The 24,913-nt window shown below is 73.8% G+C and carries 24 protein-coding genes; 7 read left to right on the forward strand and 17 right to left on the reverse strand.

The features are described from left to right. Window positions 1-111 precede the first annotated feature (111 nt). A complete protein-coding gene (locus ACZ52R_RS05165) occupies window positions 112-267 on the reverse strand; it encodes a hypothetical protein (protein WP_360504070.1) in 156 nt (51 codons plus the stop codon). After that, window positions 264-1,304: a hypothetical protein gene (locus ACZ52R_RS05170; protein ID WP_465752757.1), complete on the reverse strand. Its 1,041-nt coding sequence runs from the start codon at window positions 1,302-1,304 to the stop codon at window positions 264-266. Before ACZ52R_RS05170 ends, ACZ52R_RS05165 begins: the two co-directional genes overlap by 4 nt. A gap of 29 nt (window positions 1,305-1,333) precedes the next feature. Between ACZ52R_RS05170 and ACZ52R_RS05175 the strand changes: the two genes are divergently transcribed. From ACZ52R_RS05175 to ACZ52R_RS05185, 3 genes are all read left to right on the forward strand, one after another. Beyond that, window positions 1,334-1,717: a hypothetical protein gene (locus ACZ52R_RS05175; protein ID WP_465620053.1), complete on the forward strand. Its 384-nt coding sequence runs from the start codon at window positions 1,334-1,336 to the stop codon at window positions 1,715-1,717. 83 nt (window positions 1,718-1,800) lie between these two features. Further along, window positions 1,801-2,208: a type II toxin-antitoxin system VapC family toxin gene (locus ACZ52R_RS05180; RefSeq protein WP_360504064.1), complete on the forward strand. Its 408-nt coding sequence runs from the start codon at window positions 1,801-1,803 to the stop codon at window positions 2,206-2,208. A 164-nt stretch (window positions 2,209-2,372) separates the two neighbouring features. Beyond that, on the forward strand, window positions 2,373-2,906 hold the full coding sequence (locus tag ACZ52R_RS05185) for a superoxide dismutase family protein (protein ID WP_465620052.1): 534 nt from the start codon (window positions 2,373-2,375) through the stop codon (window positions 2,904-2,906). Between the two features lie 84 nt (window positions 2,907-2,990). Here the strand turns inward: ACZ52R_RS05185 and argF are convergent, their stop codons facing one another. The 3 genes from argF to ACZ52R_RS05200 all read right to left on the reverse strand — a co-directional run bounded on the left by argF (window position 2,991) and on the right by ACZ52R_RS05200 (window position 8,375). After that, on the reverse strand, window positions 2,991-3,992 hold the full coding sequence (gene argF, locus ACZ52R_RS05190) for an ornithine carbamoyltransferase (RefSeq protein WP_465620050.1): 1,002 nt from the start codon (window positions 3,990-3,992) through the stop codon (window positions 2,991-2,993). A 139-nt stretch (window positions 3,993-4,131) separates the two neighbouring features. Further along, window positions 4,132-6,735, reverse strand: a complete 2,604-nt coding sequence (locus ACZ52R_RS05195; RefSeq protein ID WP_465752759.1) for a polynucleotide kinase-phosphatase — start codon at window positions 6,733-6,735, stop codon at window positions 4,132-4,134. Next, window positions 6,732-8,375, reverse strand: coding sequence for a 3' terminal RNA ribose 2'-O-methyltransferase Hen1 (locus ACZ52R_RS05200; RefSeq protein WP_465620046.1), 1,644 nt, complete (start codon window positions 8,373-8,375; stop codon window positions 6,732-6,734). The genes ACZ52R_RS05195 and ACZ52R_RS05200 overlap by 4 nt, the downstream gene beginning before the upstream one ends. A gap of 158 nt (window positions 8,376-8,533) precedes the next feature. On the opposite strand from ACZ52R_RS05200, the gene dapD reads away from it, so the two are divergent. Continuing rightward, window positions 8,534-9,538 (forward strand): 2,3,4,5-tetrahydropyridine-2,6-dicarboxylate N-succinyltransferase, encoded by a 1,005-nt coding sequence (gene dapD / locus ACZ52R_RS05205; RefSeq protein WP_465752761.1) that lies wholly within the window; start codon window positions 8,534-8,536, stop codon window positions 9,536-9,538. A gap of 75 nt (window positions 9,539-9,613) precedes the next feature. Here dapD and ACZ52R_RS05210 read toward each other — a convergent pair whose 3' ends face one another. Both ACZ52R_RS05210 and helR read right to left on the reverse strand, forming a co-directional pair. Further along, the gene (locus ACZ52R_RS05210) at window positions 9,614-9,919 is read right to left on the reverse strand and encodes a DUF6087 family protein (RefSeq protein WP_465752763.1); all 306 of its coding nucleotides are present in this window, start codon (window positions 9,917-9,919) and stop codon (window positions 9,614-9,616) included. A 165-nt stretch (window positions 9,920-10,084) separates the two neighbouring features. Next, window positions 10,085-12,256, reverse strand: a complete 2,172-nt coding sequence (helR, locus tag ACZ52R_RS05215; protein WP_465620041.1) for an RNA polymerase recycling motor ATPase HelR — start codon at window positions 12,254-12,256, stop codon at window positions 10,085-10,087. A gap of 343 nt (window positions 12,257-12,599) precedes the next feature. Here helR and ACZ52R_RS05220 point away from each other — a divergent pair, with 343 nt between their 5' ends. After that, a complete protein-coding gene (locus tag ACZ52R_RS05220; RefSeq protein ID WP_360504049.1) occupies window positions 12,600-12,860 on the forward strand; it encodes a hypothetical protein in 261 nt (86 codons plus the stop codon). Here the strand turns inward: ACZ52R_RS05220 and ACZ52R_RS05225 are convergent. From ACZ52R_RS05225 to ACZ52R_RS05250, 6 genes are all read right to left on the reverse strand, one after another. Beyond that, window positions 12,806-13,561, reverse strand: coding sequence for a DUF6099 family protein (locus tag ACZ52R_RS05225; RefSeq protein ID WP_465664742.1), 756 nt, complete (start codon window positions 13,559-13,561; stop codon window positions 12,806-12,808). The two genes, ACZ52R_RS05220 and ACZ52R_RS05225, sit on opposite strands and share 55 nt — an antisense overlap. Window positions 13,562-13,716: 155 nt before the next feature. After that, complete coding sequence (locus ACZ52R_RS05230) at window positions 13,717-14,106, reverse strand: nucleotide pyrophosphohydrolase (RefSeq protein ID WP_360504045.1); 390 nt, start codon at window positions 14,104-14,106, stop codon at window positions 13,717-13,719. Further along, on the reverse strand, window positions 14,103-15,485 hold the full coding sequence (locus ACZ52R_RS05235) for an AAA family ATPase (RefSeq protein ID WP_465620036.1): 1,383 nt from the start codon (window positions 15,483-15,485) through the stop codon (window positions 14,103-14,105). The genes ACZ52R_RS05230 and ACZ52R_RS05235 overlap by 4 nt, the downstream gene beginning before the upstream one ends. 212 nt (window positions 15,486-15,697) lie before the next feature. Then, a complete protein-coding gene (locus tag ACZ52R_RS05240; protein ID WP_465620034.1) occupies window positions 15,698-16,564 on the reverse strand; it encodes a putative RNA methyltransferase in 867 nt (288 codons plus the stop codon). A gap of 143 nt (window positions 16,565-16,707) precedes the next feature. After that, window positions 16,708-17,586, reverse strand: a complete 879-nt coding sequence (locus ACZ52R_RS05245) for an ATP-grasp domain-containing protein (protein WP_465752765.1) — start codon at window positions 17,584-17,586, stop codon at window positions 16,708-16,710. Further along, window positions 17,583-18,491 carry an ATP-grasp domain-containing protein gene (locus ACZ52R_RS05250; RefSeq protein WP_360504037.1) on the reverse strand — a complete coding sequence of 303 codons (909 nt, stop codon included), beginning with the start codon at window positions 18,489-18,491 and terminating at the stop codon, window positions 17,583-17,585. The genes ACZ52R_RS05245 and ACZ52R_RS05250 overlap by 4 nt, the downstream gene beginning before the upstream one ends. Before the next feature lie 225 nt (window positions 18,492-18,716). On the opposite strand from ACZ52R_RS05250, the gene ACZ52R_RS05255 reads away from it, so the two are divergent. Further along, window positions 18,717-19,574: a GNAT family N-acetyltransferase gene (locus ACZ52R_RS05255; protein WP_465752767.1), complete on the forward strand. Its 858-nt coding sequence runs from the start codon at window positions 18,717-18,719 to the stop codon at window positions 19,572-19,574. A 107-nt stretch (window positions 19,575-19,681) separates the two neighbouring features. On the opposite strand, the gene ACZ52R_RS05260 is transcribed toward ACZ52R_RS05255, so the two are convergent. Together ACZ52R_RS05260 and ACZ52R_RS05265 are read right to left on the reverse strand one after the other, a co-directional pair. Continuing rightward, window positions 19,682-20,110: a fic family toxin-antitoxin system, toxin component gene (locus ACZ52R_RS05260; RefSeq protein ID WP_224284003.1), complete on the reverse strand. Its 429-nt coding sequence runs from the start codon at window positions 20,108-20,110 to the stop codon at window positions 19,682-19,684. Continuing rightward, window positions 20,107-20,343 (reverse strand): toxin-antitoxin system HicB family antitoxin, encoded by a 237-nt coding sequence (locus ACZ52R_RS05265; protein WP_360504033.1) that lies wholly within the window; start codon window positions 20,341-20,343, stop codon window positions 20,107-20,109. Before ACZ52R_RS05265 ends, ACZ52R_RS05260 begins: the two co-directional genes overlap by 4 nt. A 291-nt stretch (window positions 20,344-20,634) precedes the next feature. Here ACZ52R_RS05265 and ACZ52R_RS05270 point away from each other — a divergent pair, with 291 nt between their 5' ends. Next, on the forward strand, window positions 20,635-20,832 hold the full coding sequence (locus ACZ52R_RS05270; RefSeq protein WP_360504031.1) for a hypothetical protein: 198 nt from the start codon (window positions 20,635-20,637) through the stop codon (window positions 20,830-20,832). A 165-nt stretch (window positions 20,833-20,997) separates the two neighbouring features. Here ACZ52R_RS05270 and ACZ52R_RS05275 read toward each other — a convergent pair whose 3' ends face one another. Beyond that, on the reverse strand, window positions 20,998-22,326 hold the full coding sequence (locus ACZ52R_RS05275; RefSeq protein WP_465620289.1) for a class I SAM-dependent RNA methyltransferase: 1,329 nt from the start codon (window positions 22,324-22,326) through the stop codon (window positions 20,998-21,000). Window positions 22,327-22,706: 380 nt separating this feature from the next. Continuing rightward, the gene (locus ACZ52R_RS05280) at window positions 22,707-24,782 is read right to left on the reverse strand and encodes an APC family permease (RefSeq protein ID WP_465752777.1); all 2,076 of its coding nucleotides are present in this window, start codon (window positions 24,780-24,782) and stop codon (window positions 22,707-22,709) included. Between the last annotated feature and the right edge of the window lie 131 nt (window positions 24,783-24,913).

The following is a 24,913-nucleotide window of genomic DNA, read 5'->3' on the forward strand; positions in this document are numbered from 1 at the left end:
GACCTTGCCCGCATCGCCGGTGAGCGCCTCTCGGCAAGTATCTTGATGTCGAGATATATCGTAAGGGGCAGTTATCTCGATGTCGAGATAAACCATAGTGCATGCCGTGACTCACTCGTCGTCCGGGCCGCGCCGCTTGCGCTCCAGCCTGATCAGCCAGACCGCACCCGCCACCACCGCGGCTGCCATCAGCAGCACCACCACAAGCTCACCACCGGAACCGCCGGTCGGCGAGGGGGCGATGTCCGCCAGCAGGATCGTCCTCATGTCTTCACCTCCCCTCCATCCGCGCTCCGCTCGGTAGGCGCCTGCTCCGCGCCGAGGCCCAGAACCAGCATCAACAGCACCGGGAACTCCAGATACGCGTGGTACCCGGCCAGCGCCGCGTACAGCGACCGGCCCTGCGCGTAGTCCACCGCGAACAGCAGCGCCAACAGCACGCCGGCCCCCGCACCCAGCGCCCACGCCCGCACACCGCGCAACGCGGGCACCCGGGCGTCGAAGCGCTCCGCCGCCTCCGGCGCGTACCTGGGCAGGAACCAGACCCAGACGACGTAGTGCATCGTCTGCAGGAAGGCGAACACCGCCAGGAAGCGCAGGCCCGCCTCCGGCGTCAGCCAGGCCGGCGGGGTGTAGGCGGCCGCCAGCCGGTCCGTCCAACCACCCGGGCGCTGCGACAACAGGCCGTCCGACAGACCGCTCAGCAACAGGGCCGGCACCAGCAGCACCCAGACGCCCTGCAACACCAGGAACGCCGCCCGCCCCCGCCGCAGCCGGCGCGACCACTCGGCCAGGAACAGCAGCGGGACCACGTTGTGCAGGTGGGCCAGCACCACGAAGTGGTACGCGGGAAAGGCCAGCGAGGCCGCGCCGGCCCCGACCAGCAGCACCGCGCTCCCCGCCAGCAGCCGCGGCCGACCGCGCAGCCCGTACCGGCAGGCCGCCGCCAGCAGACCGTACCCGAGCAGGATCTCCGCCCCCTGGGACACCCGGGAGGGCGGCAGCAGGCGGCACACCACGATGCCGGTCACCAGCGCCAGCAGCAGCCGCAGCAGCGGGCCGGCCAGCACAGTGGCGAAACGGCCCGCCACGTAGCGCAGCTCCAGCACGTTGTGCAGCAGGCCGAAGGCGGCCAGCCCCAGCACCGCCAGGCCGGTCGGTGCCCGCAGGGCCAGCGTCAGCGCCACCGCCGCCGACAGTGCGAAACCCGCGAACGGCGCGACGCCCAGGCGGGCCGCCGGCCCGGGCGCGGGCCACACCGGCGCGGCCGTCGACACCGGTACGGGTGCGACCTCGGTGGCCATGGTCCCCTCCCCGTGGCACGATCCCCGCCGTGCCCTACGCCCTCGCCCTGGCCCTGACCCTGCTGGTCGAGGTCCCCGTCTACACCGTCGCGCTCACCCGGGCCGGCGGCCTGCGGGCGTCCCGCGCCGCCGTTGCCGCCGTCCTGGTCAACCTGGCGACGCACCCGCTGCTCTGGCACTCCCTGCGGCCGTACTCCACCGGGCCCGCCGCAGCGTACTGGACCGCCTTCGGGCTCGGCGAGGCCTGCGTCTGCCTGGTCGAGGGCGCCCTGCTCACCCCGCTCACCGGACTGTCGCCGCGCACCGCACTCCCCTGGGCCGCCTCCGCCACCGCCAACGCCGCCTCGATGCTCGCCGGCCTCCTGCCCGGGCTCCTGCCGGGACTCCTGCCCGGAGTCCTCCTCGGACGCTGAACCGCTGTCGACATCCGCCTCCGCGGGCCGAGTCCGGGGCCGGGTACGGTGACCCGTGACGTGACCGGCAGAGGGGGCCTTCGATGATCGTGGTGGACGCGTCCGCGCTGGTGCTGGCGCTGGCCGACGAGGGCCCGCGCGGGGCCGCCGCCCGGGCCGAACTCGCCGCCGACGGCGAGTGGTTGGCGCCCGAGCACATCGTGGTCGAGGTGATGCAGTCGCTGCGCGGGCTCTACCTCGCCAAGGAACTGACCGCCGAACGGGTCGCCGAACTCACCGGCGAGCTGGCCGCGGTGGCGATCCGCAAGGTCGAGGTGGCGCCGCTGCTCGGCCGGATCTGGGAGCTCAAGGACAACCTGACCCCGGACGACGCCGCCTACGTCGCGGTCGCCGAACGGTACGGGGCGCCGCTGATCACCGCCGACCTGCGGCTGATGCGGGCCAGCGGGCCGCGCTGCGAGATCCGGGGGATCCGGCGCGAGTCGGCCTGAGGGCGGTTGCCGGCCCTCCCGGCCGCCTCTCCCTCCCGGCCGCCTCTCCCTCCCGGCCGGCTCTCCCTCCCGGCCGGCGGTGTCCGTCACGGGCCGGCGGTGTCCTTCGGGGGCCGGGGCCGTTAGCAGGGTGACCGTCGCCCTGTCCGTGGAAGGCCCGACCGATGACCGCTCCGCTCGCCGCCGCCCTGCTGCCACTGGCCCTGCTCGCCCCCGCCGCCTCGCCGGTCTCCGTCGTCGAGGCCGACTTCGACCCGGCCACCGCCTTCGTCCCGCCGGCCGCCATCAGCTACGCGGACGACCTGGTGCCGTACGGCTCGCATGCCCGGGTCGTCACCGACCGCTCGCTGCCCGGGCGGACGGTGCTCACCCTGACGATGTCCGGGCTCGCCCCCGACCACGAGTTCCCGGCGCACCTGCACACCGGCAGCTGCGGGGCCGACCCGGCGTCCTCCGGGCCGCACTACCAGGACGTGGCCGACCCGGTGCAGCCGTCCACCGACCCGGCGTTCGCCAACGCGCGCAACGAACTGCGACTGGTACTGCGCACCGACGGGGCCGGCGAGGGCACCGCCACGACCGCGGTGGACTGGCAGCCGCGGCCAGGCGAGGCGCGCTCACTGGTGCTGCACGCGGGCACCCCGGCCGGCCCGCACGCGGCGGGCGACCGGGTGGCCTGCGTCAAGCTCGCGAAGTAGCCCGCAGGAGCTTCTCGAGACTTCTCGAGCCTTCTCGAGACGTGGACCGCGGCAGCCGGCGGTGCCCCGAAGCGGCCCGCCCGCTCAGGAGCCGAGGGTGGCGACCAGGACCGCCTTGATGGTGTGCAGGCGGTTCTCGGCCTGGTCGAACACGATGGAGTGCGGCGATTCGAACAGCTCGTCGGTGCACTCCAGCTCGGTCATGCCGGTCGCCTCGTACATCTGCCGTCCGACCACCGTGCCGAGGTCGTGGAAGGCGGGCAGGCAGTGCAGGAACTTCACAGCCGGGTTGCCGGTGGCCCGGACCGTGTCCATGGAGACCTGGTAGGGCTTGAGCTGCTCGATCCGCTCGGCCCAGACCTCCTTGGGCTCGCCCATCGAGACCCAGACGTCGGTGTAGAGGAAGTCGACGCCGGCCACGCCCTCGGCCACGTCCTCGGTCAGGGTGATCCGGGCGCCGGTCGACTCGGCCAGGGCCTGCGCCGACTTCTGCACGTCCTCCGTCGGCCAGAGCGCGCGCGGGGCGACGATCCGGATGTCCATGCCGAGCAGGGCGCCGCTGACCAGCAGCGAGTTGCCCATGTTGGAGCGGGCGTCGCCGAGGTAGGCGAGGGCGACGTCGGTCAGCGGCTTGACGGTGTGCTCGGTGACGGTGAGCACGTCGGCCAGCATCTGGGTGGGGTGCCACTCGTCGGTGAGGCCGTTCCAGACCGGCACGCCCGCGTGCGCGGCGAGCTCCTCGACGACCTCCTGGCCGTGGCCGCGGTACTGGATGCCGTCGAACATCCGGCCGAGCACCCGGGCGGTGTCCTTGATGGACTCCTTGTGGCCGATCTGCGAGGCCGACGGGTCCAGGTAGGTGGTGGTGGCGCCCTGGTCGTGGGCGGCGACCTCGAAGGCGCAACGGGTGCGGGTGGAGGTCTTCTCGAAGATCAGCGCGATGTTCTTCCCACGCAGCCGGGGCTGCTCGGTGCCCGCGTACTTCGCCGCCTTGAGCCCGGCGGCGAGGTCCACCAGGAAGCGGAACTCCTGGGGCGTGAAGTCGAGCTCCTTGAGGAAGTGCCTGTTCCGGAGGTTGAAGGCCATACCGGGCTCCTGGGGTGACGGGACGAGGGGAAGGCTGGCAAGTGTATACGATACTCGGAATTTCTATACAGAAGCGGAGCGGGTGAGGGGAGCCCCACCCGATGGGACTCCCCTCACCCGTGCTCCGGAGCCGCCGCCGCTACAGGCGCGGGTCGACCGGCTCGGACTCCAGCGCCAGCACCGCGAAAACCGGCTCGTGCACCCGCCACAGCGGCTCCCCGGCCGCCAGCCGGTCCAGCGCCTCCAGGCCCAGCGCGTACTCGCGCAGCGCCAGCGAGCGCTTGTGGCCCAGCGCGCGCTGCCGCAGCCGGTCGAGGTGCTCGGTGTAGTCCGGGCCGTAGATGATCCGCAGGTACTCCCGGCCCCGCACCTTCACCCCGGGCTGCACCAGCCCGCCCGGACGGCCCTCGCCGCGCGACGTCCGCACCAGCGAGGCCAGCGGCTTGACCACCATGCCCTCGCCGCCCGCCCCGGTCAGCTCCTCCCACCAGGCGGTGGCGGCGGCCGTCGAGGCCTCGTCCTCGGTGTCCACCAGGATCCGGCCGGTGCGGCGCAGCACGGGCTCCTCCGCGTCGTCGGCGGCCACCAGGCGGTCGATCCAGGCCAGGTGCTCGTCGTGCGGGCGCACCGCGAGGTTCGCCCCCTCGGCGGCCAACAGCTGGAACGGCGCCAGCCGGATGCCCGACAGGCCCTCGGTCGGCCAGCAGTAGCGCCGGTACGCCTCGGTGAACGCCCGCGCGTCGGCGGAGCGCTGCCGCTGGCGGGCGGTCAGCCCGGCCAGGTCCAGGCCTCGCCCGGCCGCCCGCTCCAGCGCGGACAGCACCTCCGGCAGGGCGGCGCCCGCCGCCGCGCCGACCGCCGCGTACTGACGGCGCAGCAGCTCCACCGCCTTCAGCGACCACGGCATCAGCTCGGCGTCCAGCAGCAGCCAACCGGTGCCCAGCTCCTCGAAGAGGCCGGCGCGCTCGGCGGCCGCCCGGACCCGGTCGAGCACGGCGGCGGTCAGCCCGTCGTCGGCGAGGAACGCGCGGCCGGTGCGGGTCCAGATCGCGCCCGGGCCGGCCACGCCGAAGCGGCGCTCCAGCGCGGCCCCGTCCCGGGCGACCAGCAGCACCGCGCGCGAGCCCATGTGCTTCTCCTCGCACACGAGGTGCCGCACGCCGTCCGCGCGGTAGGCGCGGAAGGCCTCCTCCGGGTGCTCCAGGTAGCCGTCCCGGCGGGAGGTGGCGCTCGGCGCCATGGTCGGCGGCAGGTAGGCGAGCAGCCGCGGGTCCAGCGCGAAGCGGCTCATCACCTCCAGCGCGGCCGCCGCGTTCTCCTCCCGGACGGCGACCCGCCCGTGCAGGGCCGTCTCGACGATCCGGCGCCCCGCCACGTCGGCGAGGTCCAGCGGACGGCCCTCGCGGGCGCCCGGCGCGTCGGTGATCAGCGGGCGCACCGGGGCGTACCACTCGCGCTCGGCCTCGACGCTCACCAGCTCGCGCTCCGGGTAGCGCAGCGCGGTCAGGCTGCCGCCGAAGACGCAGCCGGTGTCCAGGCAGATGGTGTTGTTGACGAAGCTCGCCGTCGGCACCGGGGTGTGGCCGTAGACCACCAGCGCCCGGCCGCGGTACTCCTCCGCCCACGGGTAGCGCACCGGCAGGCCGTACTCGTCGGTCTCGCCGGTGGTCTCCCCGTACAGCGCGTGCGAGCGGACCCGGCCCGAGTTGCGGCCCTGGTACTTCTCCGGCAGCCCGGCGTGGCAGACCACCAGGGCGCCGCCGTCCAGCAGGTAGTGGCTGACCAGGCCGCGCATGAAGGCACGCACCTGGGCCTTGAACTCCTCGGACTCGCCCGCCAACTGGTCCAGCGACTCCTGCAGGCCGTGCGAGACGGTGACCTTCCTGCCGTCCATCGCCCGGCCGAGCTTGTTCTCGTGGTTCCCGGGCACGCAGATCGCGTGGCCGGCCGCCACCATGCCCATCACCAGGCGCAGCACGCCCGGGGTGTCGGGGCCCCGGTCGACCAGGTCGCCGACGAAGACGGCGGTCCGGCCCTCGGGATGCGCGGCGTCCACCGGACGGCCCTCGGCGTCCCGGGTCAGGGCGTAGCCGAGACGGGTCAGCAGCGTCTCCAGCTCGGAGCGGCAGCCGTGGATGTCACCCACGGTGTCGAACGGGCCGGTGAGGTGGCGCAGGTCGTTGTAACGCTTCTCCAGCTCGATCCCGGCCGACGCGACCTCGGCCTCGCCGCGCAGGACGTGCACCTTGCGGAAGCCCTCGCGCTCCAGGCCGCGCAAGGAGCGGCGCAGCTCGCGGTTCTGCCGCGGGATGACGTGGGCGGGCAGTTGGCGGTCCGGACGGGACCGGTTGCGCTCGGCGCACACCCCCGGCGGGACGTCCAGGACGATCGCGATCGGCAGCACGTCGTGCTCGCGGGCGATCCGGACCAGCTGGCGGCGCGACTCGGGCTGCACGTTGGTGGCGTCCACGACGGTCAGCCGGCCGGCCGCCAGGCGCTTGCCGACGATGTAGTGCAGGAGGTCGAAGGCCTCGGCGGAGGCGGACTGGTCGTTCTCGTCGTCGGCGACCAGGCCGCGGCAGAAGTCGGAGGAGACGACCTGGGTGGGCAGGAAGTGGCGGCGGGCGAAGGTGGACTTGCCCGCGCCGCTGGTGCCGATCAGGACGACGAGGGAGACGTCGGTGACGGGGAGGCGGCCGGGGGCGGCGCTCTCGGCCGTTTCGTCGACTGCGGCGTCGGTCATCGGGGGTCGCCTCCTTCGGGCATCGTCGTGGCGGTGGTCGTGGCTGTGTCGGTCGTCGTGGCTGCGGCGGTCGTCGCTGTGTCGGTCGACGCTGCGGCGGTGAACAGGGCGAGCTGGGTCGGTGCGCCGACCTCCCCGTCCTGCGGGCCGACCGGGCGCAGCAGCACGGTGTAGCCGTAGGCGGCCGCGACCTTCTCGGCCCAGGCGCGGAACTCGGCGCGGGACCACTCGAAGCGGTGGTCGGCGTGCCGGACACTGCCCGCCGGCAGGGTGTCCCAGCGGACGTTGTACTCGGCGTTCGGCGTCGTGACCACGACGGCCCCCGGACGGGCGGCGCCGAACACGGCGTACTCCAGGGCAGGCAGCCGCGGCAGGTCCAGGTGCTCGATCACCTCGCACAGCACCGCCGCGTCGAAGCCCTTCAACCGGGCGTCGGTGTACGTCAGCGCGCCCTGCGCCAGCTTCACCCGGGCGGCCTGCCGCTCCGGCAGGCGCTCCAGGCGCAGCTTGCGGTTGGCCGCCTGCAGTGCCCGGACGGACACGTCCACGCCGAGGATCTCGGTGAACCGGGTGTCCTTCAGCAGTTCGCCGATCAGCTCGCCCTGGCCGCAGCCGAGGTCGGCGACACGGGTGGCGCCCGTCTCGCGGAGGGCGTCGAGGATCGCGGTCCGGCGCTGCTCGGCGAGGGACGGCGGGCGGGGCTGCGCCGGCTCCGCGTGCTCCCGGCCGTCCTGCCGGCCGGTCAATCCGGCGGTCTCCTCGCTGCGCTCCCCGCCGTTGTCCCCACCGGTCTCCTCCGCGGGCCGGTCGTCGACCGCGTTGTCGATCTCCTCGGCCTCGCGGTCGTCCGCCTCCGCGAGCCGGGCCAGCTCCAGGCGCTCCATCGCGGCCCGGGTCAGCGACCAGCGCCGGGCGAGGTAGCGGCGGGTGATCAGGGCACGCTCCGGGTGGACGGCCAGCCAGCCCTCGCCGGCGGCGAGCAGCTTGTCCACCTCGTCCGGCGCGACCCAGTAGTGCTTGGCGCCGTCCAGCACCGGCAGCAGCACGTAGAGCTGCTGGAGCGCGTCGGCGAGCCGTACGGTGTCGGAGGCGAGCGCGATCCGCACGTACCGGGAGTCGCCCCACTCCGGGAACGCCTCGTCCAGCGCGATCGCCGTCGCCTCGACCCGCCAGCCCAGCGGCTCGAACAGCCGGGCCACCATCGCCGGGCCGCCGCCCTCGCCCGCGCCGTTCGCGGGCACGGCGGGCAGCTCGATCCGCAGCGGGCGGGCCTGCCCCGGCAGTTCGGGGCGGGCCGGGCAGGCGCCCTTCATCGCGGACCGGAACACCGTCCGCAGCGCCACCGCGAGCAGCGAGGACGCGGCGTACGGGCGGTCGTTGACGTACTGGGCGAGCGCGAAGTCGGGCGAACCGCCTCGCCCCTTGCCGTCGCCCCGGCCCTTGCGGACCAACGCGACCGGGTCGATGTCCAGCAGCAGCGCCGCCGTGCAGACCTCGTCCCCCGCCTCGGGGTAGAAGACGTGGGCCTCGCCGTGCGACGTCGTGAACCGCTGGACCTTGCCGGGGTGCTTGTGCAGCAGGAACCCGAGATCCGTGGCCGGGTTCTCGGCGCTGCCGGTGGTGGAGATCGACATGAACACCCGCCGAAGTATTGCCCAGCGGACAGGCCCTGAGCACCGGGTTTTCCCGTCCCGCCCCCCGGTGGCCGGGACATCCGTCGGGCGCGGCCGCACGGTGGGCAGGTCCGCACGGTGGGCGTGTTCGGCACCGGGGCCCAGCATTGGTTAACGTGCACGATGTGACTGCTGAATCCACCTCCCTCGCATCGACCTCCCCGGCGAACGGCGCCGTGGCCGCCGGTCTGGCCACCATCGCCGCCGACGGCACCGTCCTCGACACCTGGTACCCCGCCCCCGTGCTGGCCGCCGAGCCCGGCCCGGCCGGCACCGTCCGGCTGACCGCCGAGCAGGCCGAGGCCGAGCTCGGCGCCGGCGCGGCCGAGGCGCTGCGCGCCGACGCGCGCCGTGGCGTCGAGGTGGTCGCCGTGCGCACCACCATCGCCTCGCTGGACGAGAAGCCGCTCGACACGCACGACGTGTACCTGCGCCTGCACCTGCTCAGCCACCGCCTGGTCAAGCCGCACGGCCAGAACCTGGACGGCATCTTCGGCCTGCTGGCCAACGTCGCGTGGACCAGCATCGGCCCCGTCCCGGTGGACAAGGTCGAGCAGGCCCGCCTCGCGGTGCGCGCCCAGGGCGGCCAGCTGGCCGTGTACGGGATCGACAAGTTCCCGCGGATGACCGACTACGTCGCCCCGACCGGTGTGCGCATCGCCCACGCCGACCGGGTCCGGCTCGGCGCGCACCTGGCCGTCGGCACCACCGTGATGCACGAGGGCTTCGTCAACTTCAACGCCGGCACGCTGGGCACCTCCATGGTTGAGGGCCGGATCAGCGCGGGCGTCGTCGTCGGCGACCACAGCGACATCGGCGGCGGCGCCTCGATCATGGGCACCCTGTCCGGCGGCGGCAAGCAGGTCGTCTCGGTCGGCGAGCGCTGCCTGCTCGGCGCCAACGCGGGCATCGGCATCTCGCTCGGCAGCGACTGCGTGGTCGAGGCCGGCCTCTACGTCACCGCCGGCACCCGGGTCACCACCCCGGACGGCTCGGTGGCCAAGGCCGTCGAGCTGTCCGGCCAGGACAACCTGCTGTTCCGCCGCAACTCGCAGACCGGCGCGGTCGAGGTCATCGCCCGCTCCGGCTCCTGGGGCGGCCTGAACGCGGACCTGCACGCCCACAACTGACCTACGGGCAGAGGCGGTTGGGGTTCGGCGCCGGGCGGCGCCGGACCCCGTTCGCATTTCCGGGCGCCCGGCGGCTCACACCTCTCGGGGCTTGCGGTGGCGCCCCGGCGCCTTCTTCGGCCGCTGCACCGGGAAGGCGGGGCGCAGCAGGCCGTCACCCTCGATCCCGTGCAGGATCCGCTGAGCGGCGGCGTAGTCCTCGGCCACCGTCTCCGGCAGCCACTGGTAGCCGTCCCAGCGCACGATCAGCCTCGGTTCGCCCGACGCCACATGGGCGCCCCGCTGCCTGCCCGCGAGCCGTACGGCCCGCAACTGACCGACCGGCCGCAGCCGTTGCTCCCGCCTGGCCGCCCACGACGCCAGCGATTCCTCCTCGTCCATCGCCCCAGTCTGGCGTCCGGACGCCGTCGGCCGACACCCGCGTCACTCGACCGGGCGACGGGCGTTCCGGCCCGTTTCTCCCTCCGCTCCCTCGCGTATCTCCTGTCCCTTCTGTCCGTTCTTGGCTCTCCGGTTCTCGACTCCCCGGTTCTCGGCTCTCCGGTCTCACGTACTCCTGAGGATCACGAGCCGCTGGGTCGCCCGGGTCATCGCGACATAGCGGTCGACGGCTCCCTCGATGCCTCCTCCGAACGCCTCCGGATCGACCAGGACGACCAGGTCGAACTCGAGCCCCTTCGACAGCTCCGGGGTCAGCGACCGGACCCGGGGCCGGTCCCGGGGCCGGTCCCGGACGTCCGGTGCGCCGATCACACAGGCGACACCCTCCGCGTGTTCCGCGAGCCAGCCGTCCAGGACGTCGTCCAGCTCCGACACGGACCCGTACACGACGGGGATGCCGCTGCTGCGGACGGAGGTCGGCACGTTGGCGTCCGGCAGCGCGGCCCGGATGGCGGGCTCGGCCTCGGCCATGACCTCCTCCGGCGTCCGGTAGTTGATGCTCAGCGAGGCGACCGTGGTCCGGTCGAGTCCGATCCGCTCCAGCCGCTCCGGCCAGGACTCCGCGAAGCCGTGCCGGGCCTGCGCGCGGTCCCCGACGATGGTGAAGCTCCGGGACGGGCAGCGCAGGAGCAGCATCTGCCACTGCGCGTCGGTCAGTTCCTGGGCCTCGTCCACGACGATGTGCGCGAACGGGCCCGCCAGCGGCTCGGGATCGGCGACGGGCAGGGCGGTCTCGTCGACGAGGGTGTCCTGGAGATCGCGTCCGCGCAGCATCGTCACCGCTCCCTCGCCGTCGTCGTCGGCCTGGAGCAGGTCCCCGATGACGTCGGCCATGCGGGCGCGCTCGGCGGCAGCCGCGGCCTCGCGCCGGCGCTGCCGCCCGGCCGCCTCCGGGTCGCCGAGCCGCTGCCGGGCGGCGTCCAGGAGCGGGAGGTCGGACAGTGTCCAGGCCTGGGGCGCGTCCTTGCGCTGCAGCTTGCGGACCTCCTCGGGGTCGAGCCACGGCGCACACATCCGCAGGTAGGCGGGCACCGACCAGAGGTCGCCGACCAGGTCGGCCGCTTCGAGCAGCGGCCACGCGCGGTTGAGGGTCTCCACCAGCTCCCGGTCCTGCCGCAGCGACCGGCGGAACAGCTCGGGCGACACCTCCTCCTCGTCCGCGTCCAGCTTCTCCATGAGGATCGTGGCGAGCTCCTCCCAGATCTGCTCGCGCGCCTCGTTGTGCGGGGTGCCCGGGTCCGGCGCGTCGAAGGCGTCGGACCAATCCTCGGCGCTCAGCCAGACGTCGGACCAGTAGGTCGTGACCGCCATCCCCTCGGTGGGCGGCTCCTCGTAGAACCGGACGGCCTTCTCGATCGCCTTCACCAGGTCGACCGAGGACTTCAGCCGGGCCACCTCCGGATCGGCCTCGACCCCCGCCTTCGCCCCCTCGGCGACGAGGTCCCGCACGGTGCAGGTCCGCACACCGTCCTCGCCGAGGCTCGGCAGGACATCGGCGACGTAGTCCAGGTACGGCTGGTGCGGGCCGACGAACAGCACGCCGCCGCGCCGGTGGCCGAGCCGCGGGTCGGAGTAGAGCAGGTAGGCGGAGCGGTGCAGCGCGACGACGGTCTTGCCGGTGCCCGGGCCGCCGTCGACCACGAGGGCGCCCCGGGAGCCGGCCCGGATGATGGCGTCCTGGTCGGACTGGATGGTGGCCAGCACGTCCCGCATCCGGGCCGAGCGGTTGCCGCCCAGGCCCGCGATGAACGCGGACTGGTCGTCCAGCGCGGCGTGCCCCTCCAGGGCCTCGGCGGTGAACACCTCGTCCCAGTAGTCGCCGATCCGGCCGCCGGTCCAGCGGTACCTGCGTCGGCTCACCAGCCCCATCGGGTCGGCGTGGGTCGCCGCGAAGAACGGTTCGGCCGCGGGCGAGCGCCAGTCGACCAGCAGTCGGCGCCCCTCGCTGTCGGTGAGGCCGAGCCGCCCGATGTACACCGGCTCGGGGTCGTCCGCGCCGACGACGTGCCCGAGGCACAGGTCCAGGCCGAAGCGGCGCAGGGCGCGCAGCCGACCGGTCAGCCTGTGGACCTCGATGTCCCGGTCCATCGCCTCCCGGCCCAGACCGCCCGGCGCCCGGCGCAGGGCGTCGAGGCGGTCGGACAGCTCGGCGATCGCCTGCTCGAGGCTCTCCGCGACGGCGGCGAAGTGCCGCTCGTCGCCGCCGATCAGCGCCGGGTCGGCCTTGGCGACGAGGCGGTCGGGAAGGTCGAACGCGCTGGTGGTCAGGGGGGTCATGGCATCAGCTCCGATCTGAGGCCTGCGATTGTGCGGCACCACGGGGGCCTTGCCGCAAGACCCCCCATGCGCTATACGTTGAGAGTGGCAAGGGGTGGGTACTCCCCCTTCTCCGCCTTCCCCCACCTCTGTTTCTCCTCACCGCCGTGCCGTGCCGGTCCGCATCGCGCTGCGCCAGGCCGCCGCCTAGCCCAGGCCGTGGCGGGGCGGCAACCCCGGCTCACCCGGGAGGCTTACGGCGTACCGGAGTCGGACCGCATCGGGTGGTGCCCGGTGACCCGCCACCGGCGCGGGTCGTTGGCCGTTGCGGCACACCGCACCACCGATCCGAAGAGGTCCCGCCATGTCCGAACCATCTGCCACGCCGCAGCTCCCGAGCAGCCCGACGGGCTCGGCCGACGGCGCCTGGGCCGGGCCCGCCACCCCCAAGAGCCTGCTGGACCGGATGCAGGAACTGCTCGCCTCGGTCACCGCGGATCTCGCCGCGCTGCAGTCCTCCGGCGCCCGGAACGCCGACCCCATCGCCTTCCCGACCATCGACCCCACCCCCTACCCGACCGGCACGGACACCTCCGAGGCCACGGCCGCGCCGGGCACCCGGTAGCCGGCCGCGCGCTGCCGTTCCGTCGGCCCGCCCTCACCCGGCGGGCCGATGTCGTCCGGCGGACCGGTGTCGCCCGGCGGAGGGCCGCCGTCCAGTGCTCCTTCGCTGCCCGGCTCCCCTTCGCCGCCCAGTGCCCCTTCGCCGTCCGGTGACCCTTCGCCGTCCGGCGGTCCGAGCCGGACGACGAGTAACGGCGAACCACAGTCGGCCCGTTCGGGTTCCGCCCCGCCGAGCGCCACACACTCCGTCCCCTCGACCCGGAGCGCCGCCTCCCACAGCCGCCCGGCCAGGTCCTTGCACTCCGACACCGCGTCAACACCGTCGATGCACGTCCAGTAGAGGCTCTCGGTGTCGGCCCCGCAGGCCAGCACCACGAGCGTCTCCCCGACCTCCTGCAGCAGCCCGTCCAACGCCCCCAGAGCCGCTGCCGGCTCCCCGAGTTCGGTGAGCCGCGCGGCCCGGCCGCCGCTCACCAGGGCGGCCCGGACGACGGAGCGGTCCAGGCAGAGCGCCGCATGCGCCCCGGCCTCGGAGAGCCGCTGGCCCAGCCCGGTGAGCTCCTCGTCCTCCGACTCCGCCAGCCGCGCGCCCACCGCCTCGGTGAGCAGCGCCGCCTGCCGCGCCTCGGCCAGCACATCCGGTACGTGCCTGGCCTCGGTCAGGGCGTACCGGGCCGTCTTGATCAGTCGCAGTGCCTCCATGGCCACCGCTCCTCTCGCTCGCTGTCGCCGTCGACCCGGGCCGCCGAGGGGGCGGCCGGGTGGTCACGGCGTAAGCGTGCGAGGGAGGGCGAGGGCCCGCATCCGTCTTGTCAGAAGCTGTGGACAAGTCCGGGGTTGTGGATAACTTCTGTCCCTCACAAGGGTTGGTCGCCCACGTCCGAGTTGACGTCAGCCGATCCGTCCGGCACCGGGAAGCGGTGCTCGTTCCGCTCGATCTTGGCCGCGAGGGCCTCCAGGGGGTCCACCCCGACCGCCGTACAGAACTGCAGCAGGTACGCCAGCACGTCCGCGACCTCGTCCCGCACCCGGTGCGCACGCTCCGGCTCGGACATCACCGCGGCCGCCTGCTCGGGCGTCAGCCACTGGAAGATCTCCAGCAGCTCCCCCGCCTCGACGCTCAGCGCCGCCGCCAGGTTCTTCGGCGTGTGGAAGGGCTCCCACCGCCGGGCCGCCGCGAAGTCCACCAGCCGCTGCCGCAGGGCCTCCAGGGTCGGCTCCCCCGGTCCCGTCACTCGTTCGCTCACCCCTCCAGGTCTACCCCATCGCCGCCCGCCGCCGGCCCGGGCCCCTCCACCGCCGACCGCTCCCCCTCCGCGGCCCCGTCCGTCCCCTCCCCGCGTCCGCCCTGGACCGGTACCCGGCCCGTCTCCGGCCGCAGCACCGTGAACCCCGAGTCCGGGTCCCTCCGGCACTCGACGACCACCACCGCACCCGACCGCACCTCGCCCGCCCGAACGTCCGCCGCCCGAACGTCCCCCGACCGCACCTCGCCCGCACCGCCCAGTGCCTCCCGTGCCGCCGCCGGCTCCTGCAGCGCGGCCACCACCCGGAGCTGGCTGCGCTCCGCCATCTCCCGGGCCAGTCGCAGCAGCGAGGCGGCCTGCTCGGTGGAGAGCCCGGCCCCCAGGTCCTCGGCCAGCACGATGAGCTGCCGGTGCGCCCACGGCACCTCGGCGGCCACGTCGAGGTCGAGCACCCCGGCCCCGGTCAGCAGCACCGCGGCGAAGGCGAGGTGGCGCAGCATGCCGTCGGAGGCCTGGTCGGCGCCGGTGCGCCCGAGGACGCCTTCGTCGAAGACGGCCAGGACGCGCCGTACGCCCGCGTCGCTCTCGCGCTCGGCCACGGTGAGCCCGAGCAGTGGGTGCGGCGCGGCAGACTGCACGACGCGCAGCAGCTGCCCGTACCGGCGCGGGCACTCGTTGCCCAGCCGGGCGATGACGGCGGAGATGTTGGCGGCGTTGCCGCGCAGCCGGGCCTGCGGGTCGGCCCGGGCCCAGCCGCGCATCAGGGCGGGGACGGGGTGCAGCGGGAAGACCTCGCGCAGCGCGGTGAGCAGGTCCTCGGTGGCGGCCAGGACCAGGCACTCGCCGGCCGAGGAGCCCGCGACCCGCAGCGGCAGCTGCGCGGTGATCATGGTGCCGCTGGGGAAGGGCGCCCGGATGTCGCCCTGCCGGGTGTCGTTGTGCCAGCAGACGTTGACCCGCCGGTTGCGGACGTCCTGCTCGCCGGTGTCCACGAGGGTCCGGCCGTCGAGGGTGAGCGACTCCCGGGCGATCCGGACCGGGCCGTCGGTGCGGATCACGACGTCGAGCCGGATCCGGCCGTGCGGGGAGCGGACGGTGCAGCCGAGGATGATCGCGTCCCGCCCGTGCGGGACGCAGCCGTCCAGTCCGCCCCGGACGGGCAGGGCGAGTGGGCCGGTGCGGTCGGGCAGCCCGTCCAGCGAGTCGGCGATCTCCTCGCCGAGCGCGAGCCGGGACAGCACCGCCAGCGCGTCGAGGGCGTTGGACTTGCCGACCCCGGCGGGCCCGTGCAGCACGGTGAGGGGCGCGAGGGGCAGGACCGCACGCCGGTAGGACTTGAACGAGGTGAGCCGGAGCTCCTCGACGGTGGGACGTGGCACGGGCGGCCGGTCGGGCCCTGGGGCGTCCGGTCGGAGGGGGGCCGGCCCGGCAGGCCTGGTGGCGTCGCGGTTCACCCGTCGGACGTTAGCCTCAGGCCGACCGGCAGAAACGTGCCTGCACGGCAGATTCATCCCAACGTGGCGCCCCACCCCGACCCGCTGACCGCCCACCCCGCTCGCGCCCCGAAGCGGCCCGAGCTGCCCCGAAGCGCTCAGCGCCGGTAGGCGGCCACCGTCACCGAGGCGGTCACCTCGACCGGGTCCGGCAGCGCCGCGAGCGCGGCACCGAGCCGCTCCGGATCGGTGTGCCAGGCACTGGGCCCCATGCCGACGACGGTACGCACGTCCTGCGGGCCGAGCCGCAGCGTGAACTCGACCTCCCGCCGCCCCACCGGCGTCAGGTAGGGGCCGAGCTTCTCGTCGATCCGCCGCTGCTTCTCCTCGTCCACCGACAGCAGCCCCAGGGCGTCGACGAGTTCCCGCAGGTGTCGGGCGGTGGGCGAGACCAGCAGCAGGGTGCCGCCGGGGCGCAGCACCCGCCGGATCTCCGGCCCGTTGCGCGGGGCGAAGACGTTGAGCATCAGCTCGGCGGAGCCGTCGAGCAGCGGCAGCGGGCGCCAGGCGTCGCAGACGACGGCGCCGATCCGCGGGTGCGCCTTGGCGGCGCGGCGCAGCGCGTACTTGGAGATGTCGAGGGCGGCGCCGACCCGGTCGGGCAGGGCGTCGAGGACGTGGGCCAGGTAGTGGCCGGTGCCGGCACCGAGGTCGGCGACCAGCCCGTCGGGCTCACCGGCGGGCGCGGCGGCGGCGGCCTCGTCGAGGGCGGCCTCAGTGGCGGCCTCGGCGAGGGCGTCCGCGATGGGCCGGTAGTGCCCGGCGGCGAGGAAGTCGGCGCGGGCGGCGACCATCTCGGCGGTGTCCCCGGTGCCGGTGTGGGCGTCGCCGGCGAGGAGGCTGACGTAGCCCTGCTTGGCGAGGTCGAAGCTGTGCCCGGCGGTGCAGCGCAGGCTGCGGTCGTGCCGGGTGAGGGCCTGCGCGCAGAGGGGGCAGGCCAGGTAGCGCTCGATGTCCTGCAGCAACGTTCCGTCTTCTCTCGCCGTGCGCCCCGGCCGGTCGGGGCGCCAGCCAGCCTAACGACCCCTCCTGCCTGACCGTGCGAACCGGCCCGGCGTCCGGCCCGGTACCCCGGCCCCACCAGCAGCCGGCCCGGCTCCGCCGGCGTTCACCCCCGCCCCACCAGCGGTCGCCCCTGCTCCGCCGCGACCCGCAGCGCGAGCCCGGCGAGCGCCTCGGGCGCGCCGGGCCGACCCCGGACCCCGGGGAAGGCGTTGACATCGACGATGACGGGCTCGGCCGGCCCGTCGAGCAGGTCGACCCCGTACACGTCGAGCCCGAACACCTCGCCCACGCGCAGCGCGAGCGCTGCCCGCTCGGCGGGCGGCTCCCAGTCCGCCGCCGGCCCCGACTCCCCCGACTCGGAGGCGAGCTCGGACCGCCGCCGGGCGGCGAACACCTGCCCGTCGATCACCCACAGCTTCTGGTCCCAGCCCGTCCCGGGGACGAACGGCTGGGTGACGACGGGCTCCTCGGCCCAGCGCTCGGCGAGTTCGCGCAGCCGGTCCGGGCCGTCGACGCGCGCGACCAGGTCGCGCCGCCTGCTGTGCCGGCTCTTGACCACGAACGGGTAGGCGGGGACGGCGAGTTCGCCCAGTCGTCCGGCGTCGACCGTCGCCGTGAACGGCAGTCCGGCGGCACGCGCGAGGTCGGCCATCCGCACCCGGTCCTGGCAGAGTTCCGTCGCCGCCGCCGAGTTGACCACCGGCGCGCCCCGTCGCTCCAACTCACCGGCCAGCGCAAGCGCTTGGGGCGTACGAGCCTTGAGCAGGTAGACATCCGCAAGTCCCTCAAGGTCCGCGAGTCCCGCAAGTCCCGCAAGGTCCGCGAGTCCCGCAAGTCCCGCAAGGTCCGCGAGTCCCGGGGCCTCCCCGACCGGCCCCACGGGCGGAACGGCCACCACCTCATGGCCGCGCTCCACCAGCAGCGCGGCGGTCGCCGCCAGCACCGGGTGCCCCGGGTCCCCGGCGATCAGCCCGACCCTCACAGCAGCTCCCCCTCGCCGAAGCCCAGTTGCCCGTACGGCACCCCGCCCGCCGACACCAGTGCGGCGGCGGGCTCGCCGGGCACCGAGACGGCCGTCCCGCTGCGCGCGAGCCGCAGCACCGCCCGGGCGACCCTCGCCACGGCGTCCGGCACCTGCCGGAAGCTCGGGAAGTCGTTGATGTCGACCACCACCGGCCCGTCCGGCCCGAGCAGCACGTCGACCCCGAACAGGTCCAGCCCGAACACCTCGCCGACCTGCGCCACGATCCGCGCGACGCTCGCCGGCAGCGGCACCTGCCGCTCCCGCACGCCCTGCCCGGGGTGCAGCGGGGAGGAACGTTCCGTCGCGAAGAGGTCGCCGTCGACGCAGTACACCTTGAGGTCGGTGCCGGAGTTCGGCACGTACGGCTGCGCGATCAGCAGCCCCTCCCCGGCCAGCTCGGGCCCGACCTCGAAGAGGTGGTCGGGGTTGCGCACCAGCCGGACGGCGCGCCCGGAGCTGCCGTCGGCGGGCTTGACCACCAGCGGGTACTCGGCCGCCGGGATCTCCGCGAGCCGCTCCCACCGCGCGGCCGCGTACGTCACCGGGACGGGCAGCCCTCGGGTACGGCCGATCACCGCGGCGAGCGCCTTGTCCCGGACGCCGCGGATCGAGCGCACGTCGTTCACCGTGGTGAGGCCGACGGCGGCGGCCGCCTCCAGCAGGGTCAGCCCGGGCCCGCCGGAGACGGTCTTGAGCACCCAGGCGTCGTGGCTGCCGGCCCGGACCGCCTCGGAGATCGCCAGCAGCGAGTCCCCGGGGCGCAGCACGTCGACCCGGTGCCCCCACGCGGTGAGTTGGCGTGCCACATCGAGCGGCATGCCGTCGTGCCGGTAGTGTTCCTCCACCAGAAAGCAGAGCCTCATGGGCCTGTCTTCCCCCTTGCCTCGCCGAGTTCAGACGTCCGCCGTCCCCCTCGGCAGAGCTGTAAAAGCATCAGCATGCACGCTGTGTGCGCACAAGATCGCTGCGGACCGGTAAGCGTTCGGCAACAATCGCCGCCCGAAGCGCTCCCGTCCGACCCCCGACCGGCCGGATCGGCGCCCGCAAATCGGTGGCAGCCCACCCGCGCGCCTGCTTGGATGCACGCCGTGACTTCTGACGATCATGCTCCCGACCGCCCGCTGCTCGACGAGATCGAGCACTACTACGACGCCGTACCGCGCAGCGCCGCCCGTACTGAGGACTTCGGCCCGCTGACCCTCTTCGTCCGCAGGGGCGAGACCGGCTGGCACTACTACGCCCGCCCGACGCTCGGTCACGACGGCCCGGCCGCCACCGCCGAGGACGTCCGCCGGGTGCTGGAGCGGCAGCGCGAGCTGGGCGTTCCGGAGGCCTTCGAGTGGGTGGCCGAGCAGAACCCCGAGCTGCGCGCGGCGGCCGAAGCGGCGGGCCTGACGGTGCACGAGCACCCGCTGCTGGTGCTGGGCCCGCAGGACGAGCCGGCCCCGGCGCCGGTACCGGCGGAGGGGGTCGAGGTGCGGGTACTGGCCGCGGACGCGCCCGAGCTGGCCGAGGCGGTGGCCGTTCCGCACGTGGCGTTCGGCGCCCCGCGCACCGCCATCGGCGCGGCCGGCGCGGCCGAACTGGCCGAGAGCGCGGCGAGGTTGACGGCCGATGGCGGGGTGGCGCGGACCGTGCAGCGGATCACCGACGGCGTCACCGCCCTAGCCGCCGCGCTGGACGGCAGCGACGTCCTGTCCGCCGGCCAGTACAACCCGGTGGGCCCGGTCGGCGAGCTGGTCGGCGTGGGCACCCTGCCCTCCGCCCGTCGGCGCGGCCTGGGCCTCGCGGTCACGGCGGCCCTGGTCGCTCACGCCCGGGCCAACGGCGTACGGACGGTGTTCCTGTCCGCCTCCGACGAGGACGTCGCCCGGATCTACCGCCGGGCCGGCTTCCGCCTGTTCGCGACGGCCCTGATCGCGGAGCCCGCCTCGCCCCAGGCCTAGCCGGGCCGGTGGCGCAGCGGACACACCCCAGCGAGACACGACGGCGACGGCGGGGACAGCAGCCACGATGCGGCCGATGGGGCCGATGGGGACGACGGCCACGAAGGTCAGTCGTCGTCCTCGTCCTCCTCGTCCGCCCCGGTGACACCCTCCCCCTCGGCCTCGTCCACCACCCACGCCGCCAGCCGCTCGGCGACGCCGGACACCCCGAGCCGTCCCTCGCGGATGGCCCGGGAGAGGCTGCGCACCTCGCGGGCGGTGGTGGCGACGGTGCAGCCGCTGGCGACGAGGTAGGCGTACGCGACGGCGGTCGCGAAGAGCTCGTTGGTCTTCTCCAGGGCCGGCACCCGGATCAGCTGGTGCATCAGCGCCGCGGCGCGGTCCTGCGGCTCGGGGTAGACCGCGATGTCGAATATCTCGGCCTGGTGCCGGGTGACGGCCGCGAGCAGCGAGCCGTAGTCGGTGACCTGCGGGTCACCGGGCGTGTACTGCTCGGCGGTCATGAGCAGCCACGAGAGGTCGACCTCCAGTTTCAACGGCGCACGTCCTGGATATCGCCCGGCTCCCCGAACTCGGCGAGGAAGGCCGACTCGTACTCCTTCATGAACTGCGCGGCCGCGTCGACGAAGGCCCGGCCGGACTCGCCCATGTCCTGCTGGACCAGGCGCTCGATGTACTGGTTCATGCTGATCCCCTGCTGCTCCGCCCGTTCCCGGGCCATCTCCGCGGTCGTGGCGTCCACACGGACGTTCAGCTGCTTCTTGGCCATGCCCTTCAAGCTAGCGCTGAAGTGCTAGCACAACAAGGGCGCACGCCCACCGCCCGCACACCTGCCGCACGCCCCCACGCAACCTCCCCGTCACCGAAGCCGTGGTCGAACCCGCCATCCGCAGCCGAAGCCGTCACCCGCCACCGCTCCGGGCCGCCCATCTCCCATACCCGCCCACCGCCACCCCACCCCCGGCAGGAGGAGCGAGACTTGAAGAGTCCTTCACCATCCGGGACTCTGAACTCCCCTGAGCGATCCACTGAGCGGCACCGACCGGTGTGGAGGCCGGCAATGACAGCCATGTTCGACCAGGAGCTGCGCGAGCAGCTCGCCCAGGCCCGCCGGGACCTCATGGCGGCGCGGGCCGAAGGGGACGCCGACGGCGTCCAGGCGTACGAGGGCCGGGTCGCCTCGCTCCTCCGGCTCGCCTCCCAGCACGGCATCGACCTTCCGCACAGCGCCGACGAGGAGGAACACAACGAGCCCTGACCGGCCCGATCCGGCCCGCCCTGCCTTGCCCTGCCCCGCCGTGCAACGACGAGGAGGCGGCACCCGCCGAGCGGGTACCGCCTCCTGAGTCCGACCAGCCTCCGACCAGCGTCAGACCGACCGAACCTACCGATGAGGCCGAATCGGCCGATTAGGCCGAACGGGTCACTTCCCGGTCGGCTCCAGGATCGCCACGCACTCGAAGTGGTGCGTCATCGGGAACAGGTCGAAGGCCCGCAGCGACACCGGCCGGTAGCCGCCCTCGCTGAAGAACTTCAGGTCCCGGGCGAGCGCCGCCGGGTCGCAGGCCACGTACGCGATCCGGCGCGCCTCCAGGCCGACCAGGTGCGCCACGGTCTCGCGCCCGGCGCCCGAACGCGGCGGGTCCAGGACGATCAGGTCGGTGGCGGTGATGCCGGTGCGCGGCAGCAGCGTCTCGACCCGGTCGCACTCGATCCGCACGTTGTCCAGCGCGGCCAGGTTGTGCCGGGCGTCGACCACGGCCTGCTTGGCGGACTCGATGCCGAGCACCGCGCCCTCCTCGCCGACCCGGTCGGCCAGCGCGCCCGCGAACAGGCCGACGCCGCAGTACAGGTCGAGCGCGTTCTCGCCCCACTGCGGGTCCAGGCCGTCCAGCACGGCGTCGACCAGGGTGTCCGGCGCCTCCGGGTGGATCTGCCAGAAACCGCCGTTGCTGATCCGCCAGGTCCGCCCGGCCGCCCGCTCGCGCACGAAGCTGCGCCCGTGCACCCGGTGCACGTCGCCCTGCTCGTCCACCCGGGCGATCGACACCGGCTTGTCCAGCTCGACCAGCGGCAGCTGGGCGCCGGGCCGCGGGGTCAGCACCACCTGGCGGTCCGAGGAACCGGACGCGGCGAACACCTCGACCGAGGCCACGCCCGGCCAGTCCCGGGCCTCGATGCCCAGCTCGGTGACGCCCTCGGCGGCGATCAGGCAGCGGTCCACCGGCTGCAGGTCGTGCGAGCGGTGCTTGCGCAGGCCGACCTTCCCGGTCTCCGGGTCCACCGCGTACTGGACCCGGGTACGCCAGGCCGGCACCTCCCCGGCCTGGAGCTTGCCGCCGACCGGCTCGACGCTGCCGTCCCAGCCCGCCTCGGCCGGGGTGAGCCCGGCCAGCTTGGCCAGCTGCTCGGTCAGCACCGCCGCCTTGAGCTTGCGCTGCCCGCCCGGGGTGACGTGCTGCCAGTCGCAGCCGCCGCACTTGCCGGGTCCGGCGAACGGGCACGGCGCCTCGATCCGCTCCTTGGCGGGTTCCAGGACCTCCACCGCGTCGGCCCGCAGGAACCGCGAGGTGGTGGTGCCCTCGGTCACCAGCGCGACGACCTTCTCACCGGGCAGCGCGTGCCGCACGAACAGCACCCGCCCCTCGTGCCGGGCCACGCAGTGCCCGCCGCCGTGCGCGACCGGGCCGATCTCGACCTCGTACCGCTGTCCGGCCAGCGGCTCGCCGGACGGCGTCTCGGATCGCGGCACCCGCGCGGCGGTGCGCAGGACCTTCGGCGGCCGCACCGCCTGCTTGCGCGGCGCCTTCCGAGCGGCCCCGCCGGTACCGGCGGCGCTCTTCTCGGCACCCTTGCCGCCCGCGCCCTTCGCAGCGCCCTTCCCGGCGCCCTTGCCGGCCGTGCCCTTGCCCGCGTTCTTGCCGCCCGCGTCCCGGACCGGCGTCCGGTCCTCCGACGGGGTCGGTTCCCCCGGAACGACCGGCGCGGTGCGCGCGGTCAGGCCGTCGCGGTCGGTGGCCTCCGGACGGGACGGCCGGCCCCAGCGCGGCCGGGCGACCTGCCCGGGCTTGGAGCCGCCCCGGTGGGAGCCCTTGCCGGAGGAGCCCGAGGAGCGGGGCGGAGTGTTGCGCGTCACTGGGAGGAGTCCTTGCTGCGGTCGGAGGTGTCGCCGGCGCTCGCACCGGTGGAGACGGAATCCTTCGACTTTACGGCCTTCGGCGCCCGAGGCTCGCCACGCCGGACGGCACCCGGCGCCGACCAGGCCTTCTGCGGCTTGCGCCGCTCGGAGGACTCCAGCTGCCAAGGCACCGAGGTGACCATCACACCGGGCTTGAACAGCAGTCGGCCCTTGAGCCGCAGCGCGCTCTGGTTGTGCAGCAGGTGCTCGTACCAGTGGCCGACCACGTACTCGGGGATGTAGACCGAGACCACGTCGCGCGGGCTGCTGCGCCGCAGGTTCTTCACGTAGTCCAGGATCGGCCCGGTGATCTCGCGGAACGGCGAGTCCAGCACCTTGAGCGGCACCTCGATGCCGCGCTCGTCCCACTCCTGCCGCAGCGCCGCCGTGTCGGCCGGGTCCACGTTGACCGTGAGGGCCTCCAGGGTGTGGGCGCGGGCCAGCTTGGCGTACGCGAGGGCGCGCAGCGCCGGCTTGTGCAGCTTGGAGACCAGCACGATGGCGTGCACCCGGGTGGGCAGCACCACGTCGTCCGCCTCCTCGGCGGCGATGAGCTCCGCGGAGACCCGGTCGTAGTGGCGCCGGATGCCCTTCATCATCACGAACAGCACGACCATCGCCGCGATCGCGATCCAGGCGTGGCTGATCTTGGTGACCAGGACGACGATCAGCACGGCCATGGTCATCACCAGGCCGAAGGTGTTGATCGCCCGGCTGCGCTGCATGTGGCGGCGCTTGGCCGGGTCGGTCTCGGTGCGCAGCAGCCGGGTCCAGTGCCGGATCATGCCGGACTGGCTCATGTTGAAGGAGACGAAGACGCCGACGATGTAGAGCTGGATCAGCCGGTTCGGGTCGGCGTCGAAGGCGATGACGAACAGGATCGCGGCGATCGCCAGCAGGATGATGCCGTTGGAGAAGGCCAGCCGGTCACCGCGGGTGTGCAGCTGGCGCGGCAGGTAGCGGTCCTGGGCCAGGATCGAGCCGAGCACCGGGAAGCCGTTGAAGGCGGTGTTGGCGGCGAGCACCAGGATCAGGCCGGTCACGGCGGCGACGAAGTAGAAGCCGGGCGTGAAGTTGTTGAAGACCGCCTCGCTGATCTGGGCCAGCGCGGTCTTCTGGTGGTAGTCGGAGGCGGCGCCGCCGAGCTGCTCGGCGGGGTTCTCGGCCATCTGGACGCCGGTGAGGCGGGCCAGCCAGATGATGCCCATGAACATCACGACGGCGATGCTCGCCATCATCAGCAGCGTGGTGGCGGCGTTCTTGCTCTTGGGCTTGCGGAAGGCCGGCACGCCGTTGGAGATCGCCTCCACGCCGGTGAGCGCGGCGCAGCCGGAGGAGAAGGACTTCAGCAGCAGGAAGACCATCGCGAAGCCCGCCAGCGAACCGTTGCCGGGCGTGGGCATCAGGTGGAAGCCGGAACTCTCGGCGGGCATGTCCTGGCCGAGCGCGAAGTGCCGGAACACCCCGTAGCCGACCATCCCGATGACGCCGATCATGAAGGCGTAGGTGGGAACGGCGAAGGCGGTACCGGATTCGCGCACACCGCGCAGGTTCATGCCCATCAGCAGGACGACCACGATCACCGACAGGGTCAGTTCGTGGCCGCGGAGCGAGGGAACGGCGGAGACGACGTTGGCCACGCCCGAGGTGGTGGAGACGGCCACGGTGAGCACGTAGTCGACCATCAGGGCGGCCGCCACCACCATGCCCGAGTTGGGCCCGTGGTTCACGGTCGCGACCTCGTAGTCGCCGCCGCCGCTCGGATAGGCGTGCACGTTCTGCCGGTACGAGGCCACCACGGCGAGCATGACGATCGCGACGACGAGGCCGATCTGCCACGAGAAGTGAATCGCCGAGGTGCCCGCGATGGACAGGGTGAGCAGGATCTCCTCGGGGGCGTACGCGACCGAGGAGAGCGCGTCCGAGGCGAACACGGGCAGCGCGATCCGCTTCGGGAGAAGGGTCTCGCCCAGTTTGTCGCTGCGCAGCGCGCGCCCGATCAGGATGCGTTTCGGAAGGTCTTTCGGCATAGGCACGTTAAGGAATCGTAGGGGCTTCCCGGACAAGGCTCCGCCGTTTGTCCCCCCCTTCGTCGCGACTGCGTTCTATGGACCGGCTAGCGTGTCGGATACGAGTCGGTGGGCAACACTCGGATTGTCGG

This window comes from Kitasatospora sp. NPDC034023 (assembly GCF_055575795.1).

Bases quoted from the DNA above. Each gene is read 5' to 3' on its own strand.
- ACZ52R_RS05185 (WP_465620052.1), top strand. From the start codon at position 2,373: ATGACCGCTCCGCTCGCCGCCGCCCTGCTGCCACTGGCCCTGCTCGCC.
- ACZ52R_RS05270 (WP_360504031.1), top strand. From the start codon at position 20,635: ATGACAGCCATGTTCGACCAGGAGCTGCGCGAGCAGCTCGCCCAGGCC.
- ACZ52R_RS05180 (WP_360504064.1), top strand. From the start codon at position 1,801: ATGATCGTGGTGGACGCGTCCGCGCTGGTGCTGGCGCTGGCCGACGAG.
- ACZ52R_RS05280 (WP_465752777.1), bottom strand. From the start codon at position 24,782: ATGCCGAAAGACCTTCCGAAACGCATCCTGATCGGGCGCGCGCTGCGC.
- helR (WP_465620041.1), bottom strand. From the start codon at position 12,256: ATGACCCCCCTGACCACCAGCGCGTTCGACCTTCCCGACCGCCTCGTC.
- ACZ52R_RS05195 (WP_465752759.1), bottom strand. From the start codon at position 6,735: ATGACCGACGCCGCAGTCGACGAAACGGCCGAGAGCGCCGCCCCCGGC.
- ACZ52R_RS05225 (WP_465664742.1), bottom strand. From the start codon at position 13,561: ATGGAGGCACTGCGACTGATCAAGACGGCCCGGTACGCCCTGACCGAG.
- ACZ52R_RS05210 (WP_465752763.1), bottom strand. From the start codon at position 9,919: ATGGACGAGGAGGAATCGCTGGCGTCGTGGGCGGCCAGGCGGGAGCAA.
- argF (WP_465620050.1), bottom strand. From the start codon at position 3,992: ATGGCCTTCAACCTCCGGAACAGGCACTTCCTCAAGGAGCTCGACTTC.
- ACZ52R_RS05220 (WP_360504049.1), top strand. From the start codon at position 12,600: ATGTCCGAACCATCTGCCACGCCGCAGCTCCCGAGCAGCCCGACGGGC.
- ACZ52R_RS05165 (WP_360504070.1), bottom strand. From the start codon at position 267: ATGAGGACGATCCTGCTGGCGGACATCGCCCCCTCGCCGACCGGCGGT.
- ACZ52R_RS05265 (WP_360504033.1), bottom strand. From the start codon at position 20,343: ATGGCCAAGAAGCAGCTGAACGTCCGTGTGGACGCCACGACCGCGGAG.
- ACZ52R_RS05250 (WP_360504037.1), bottom strand. From the start codon at position 18,491: ATGAGGCTCTGCTTTCTGGTGGAGGAACACTACCGGCACGACGGCATG.
- ACZ52R_RS05170 (WP_465752757.1), bottom strand. From the start codon at position 1,304: ATGGCCACCGAGGTCGCACCCGTACCGGTGTCGACGGCCGCGCCGGTG.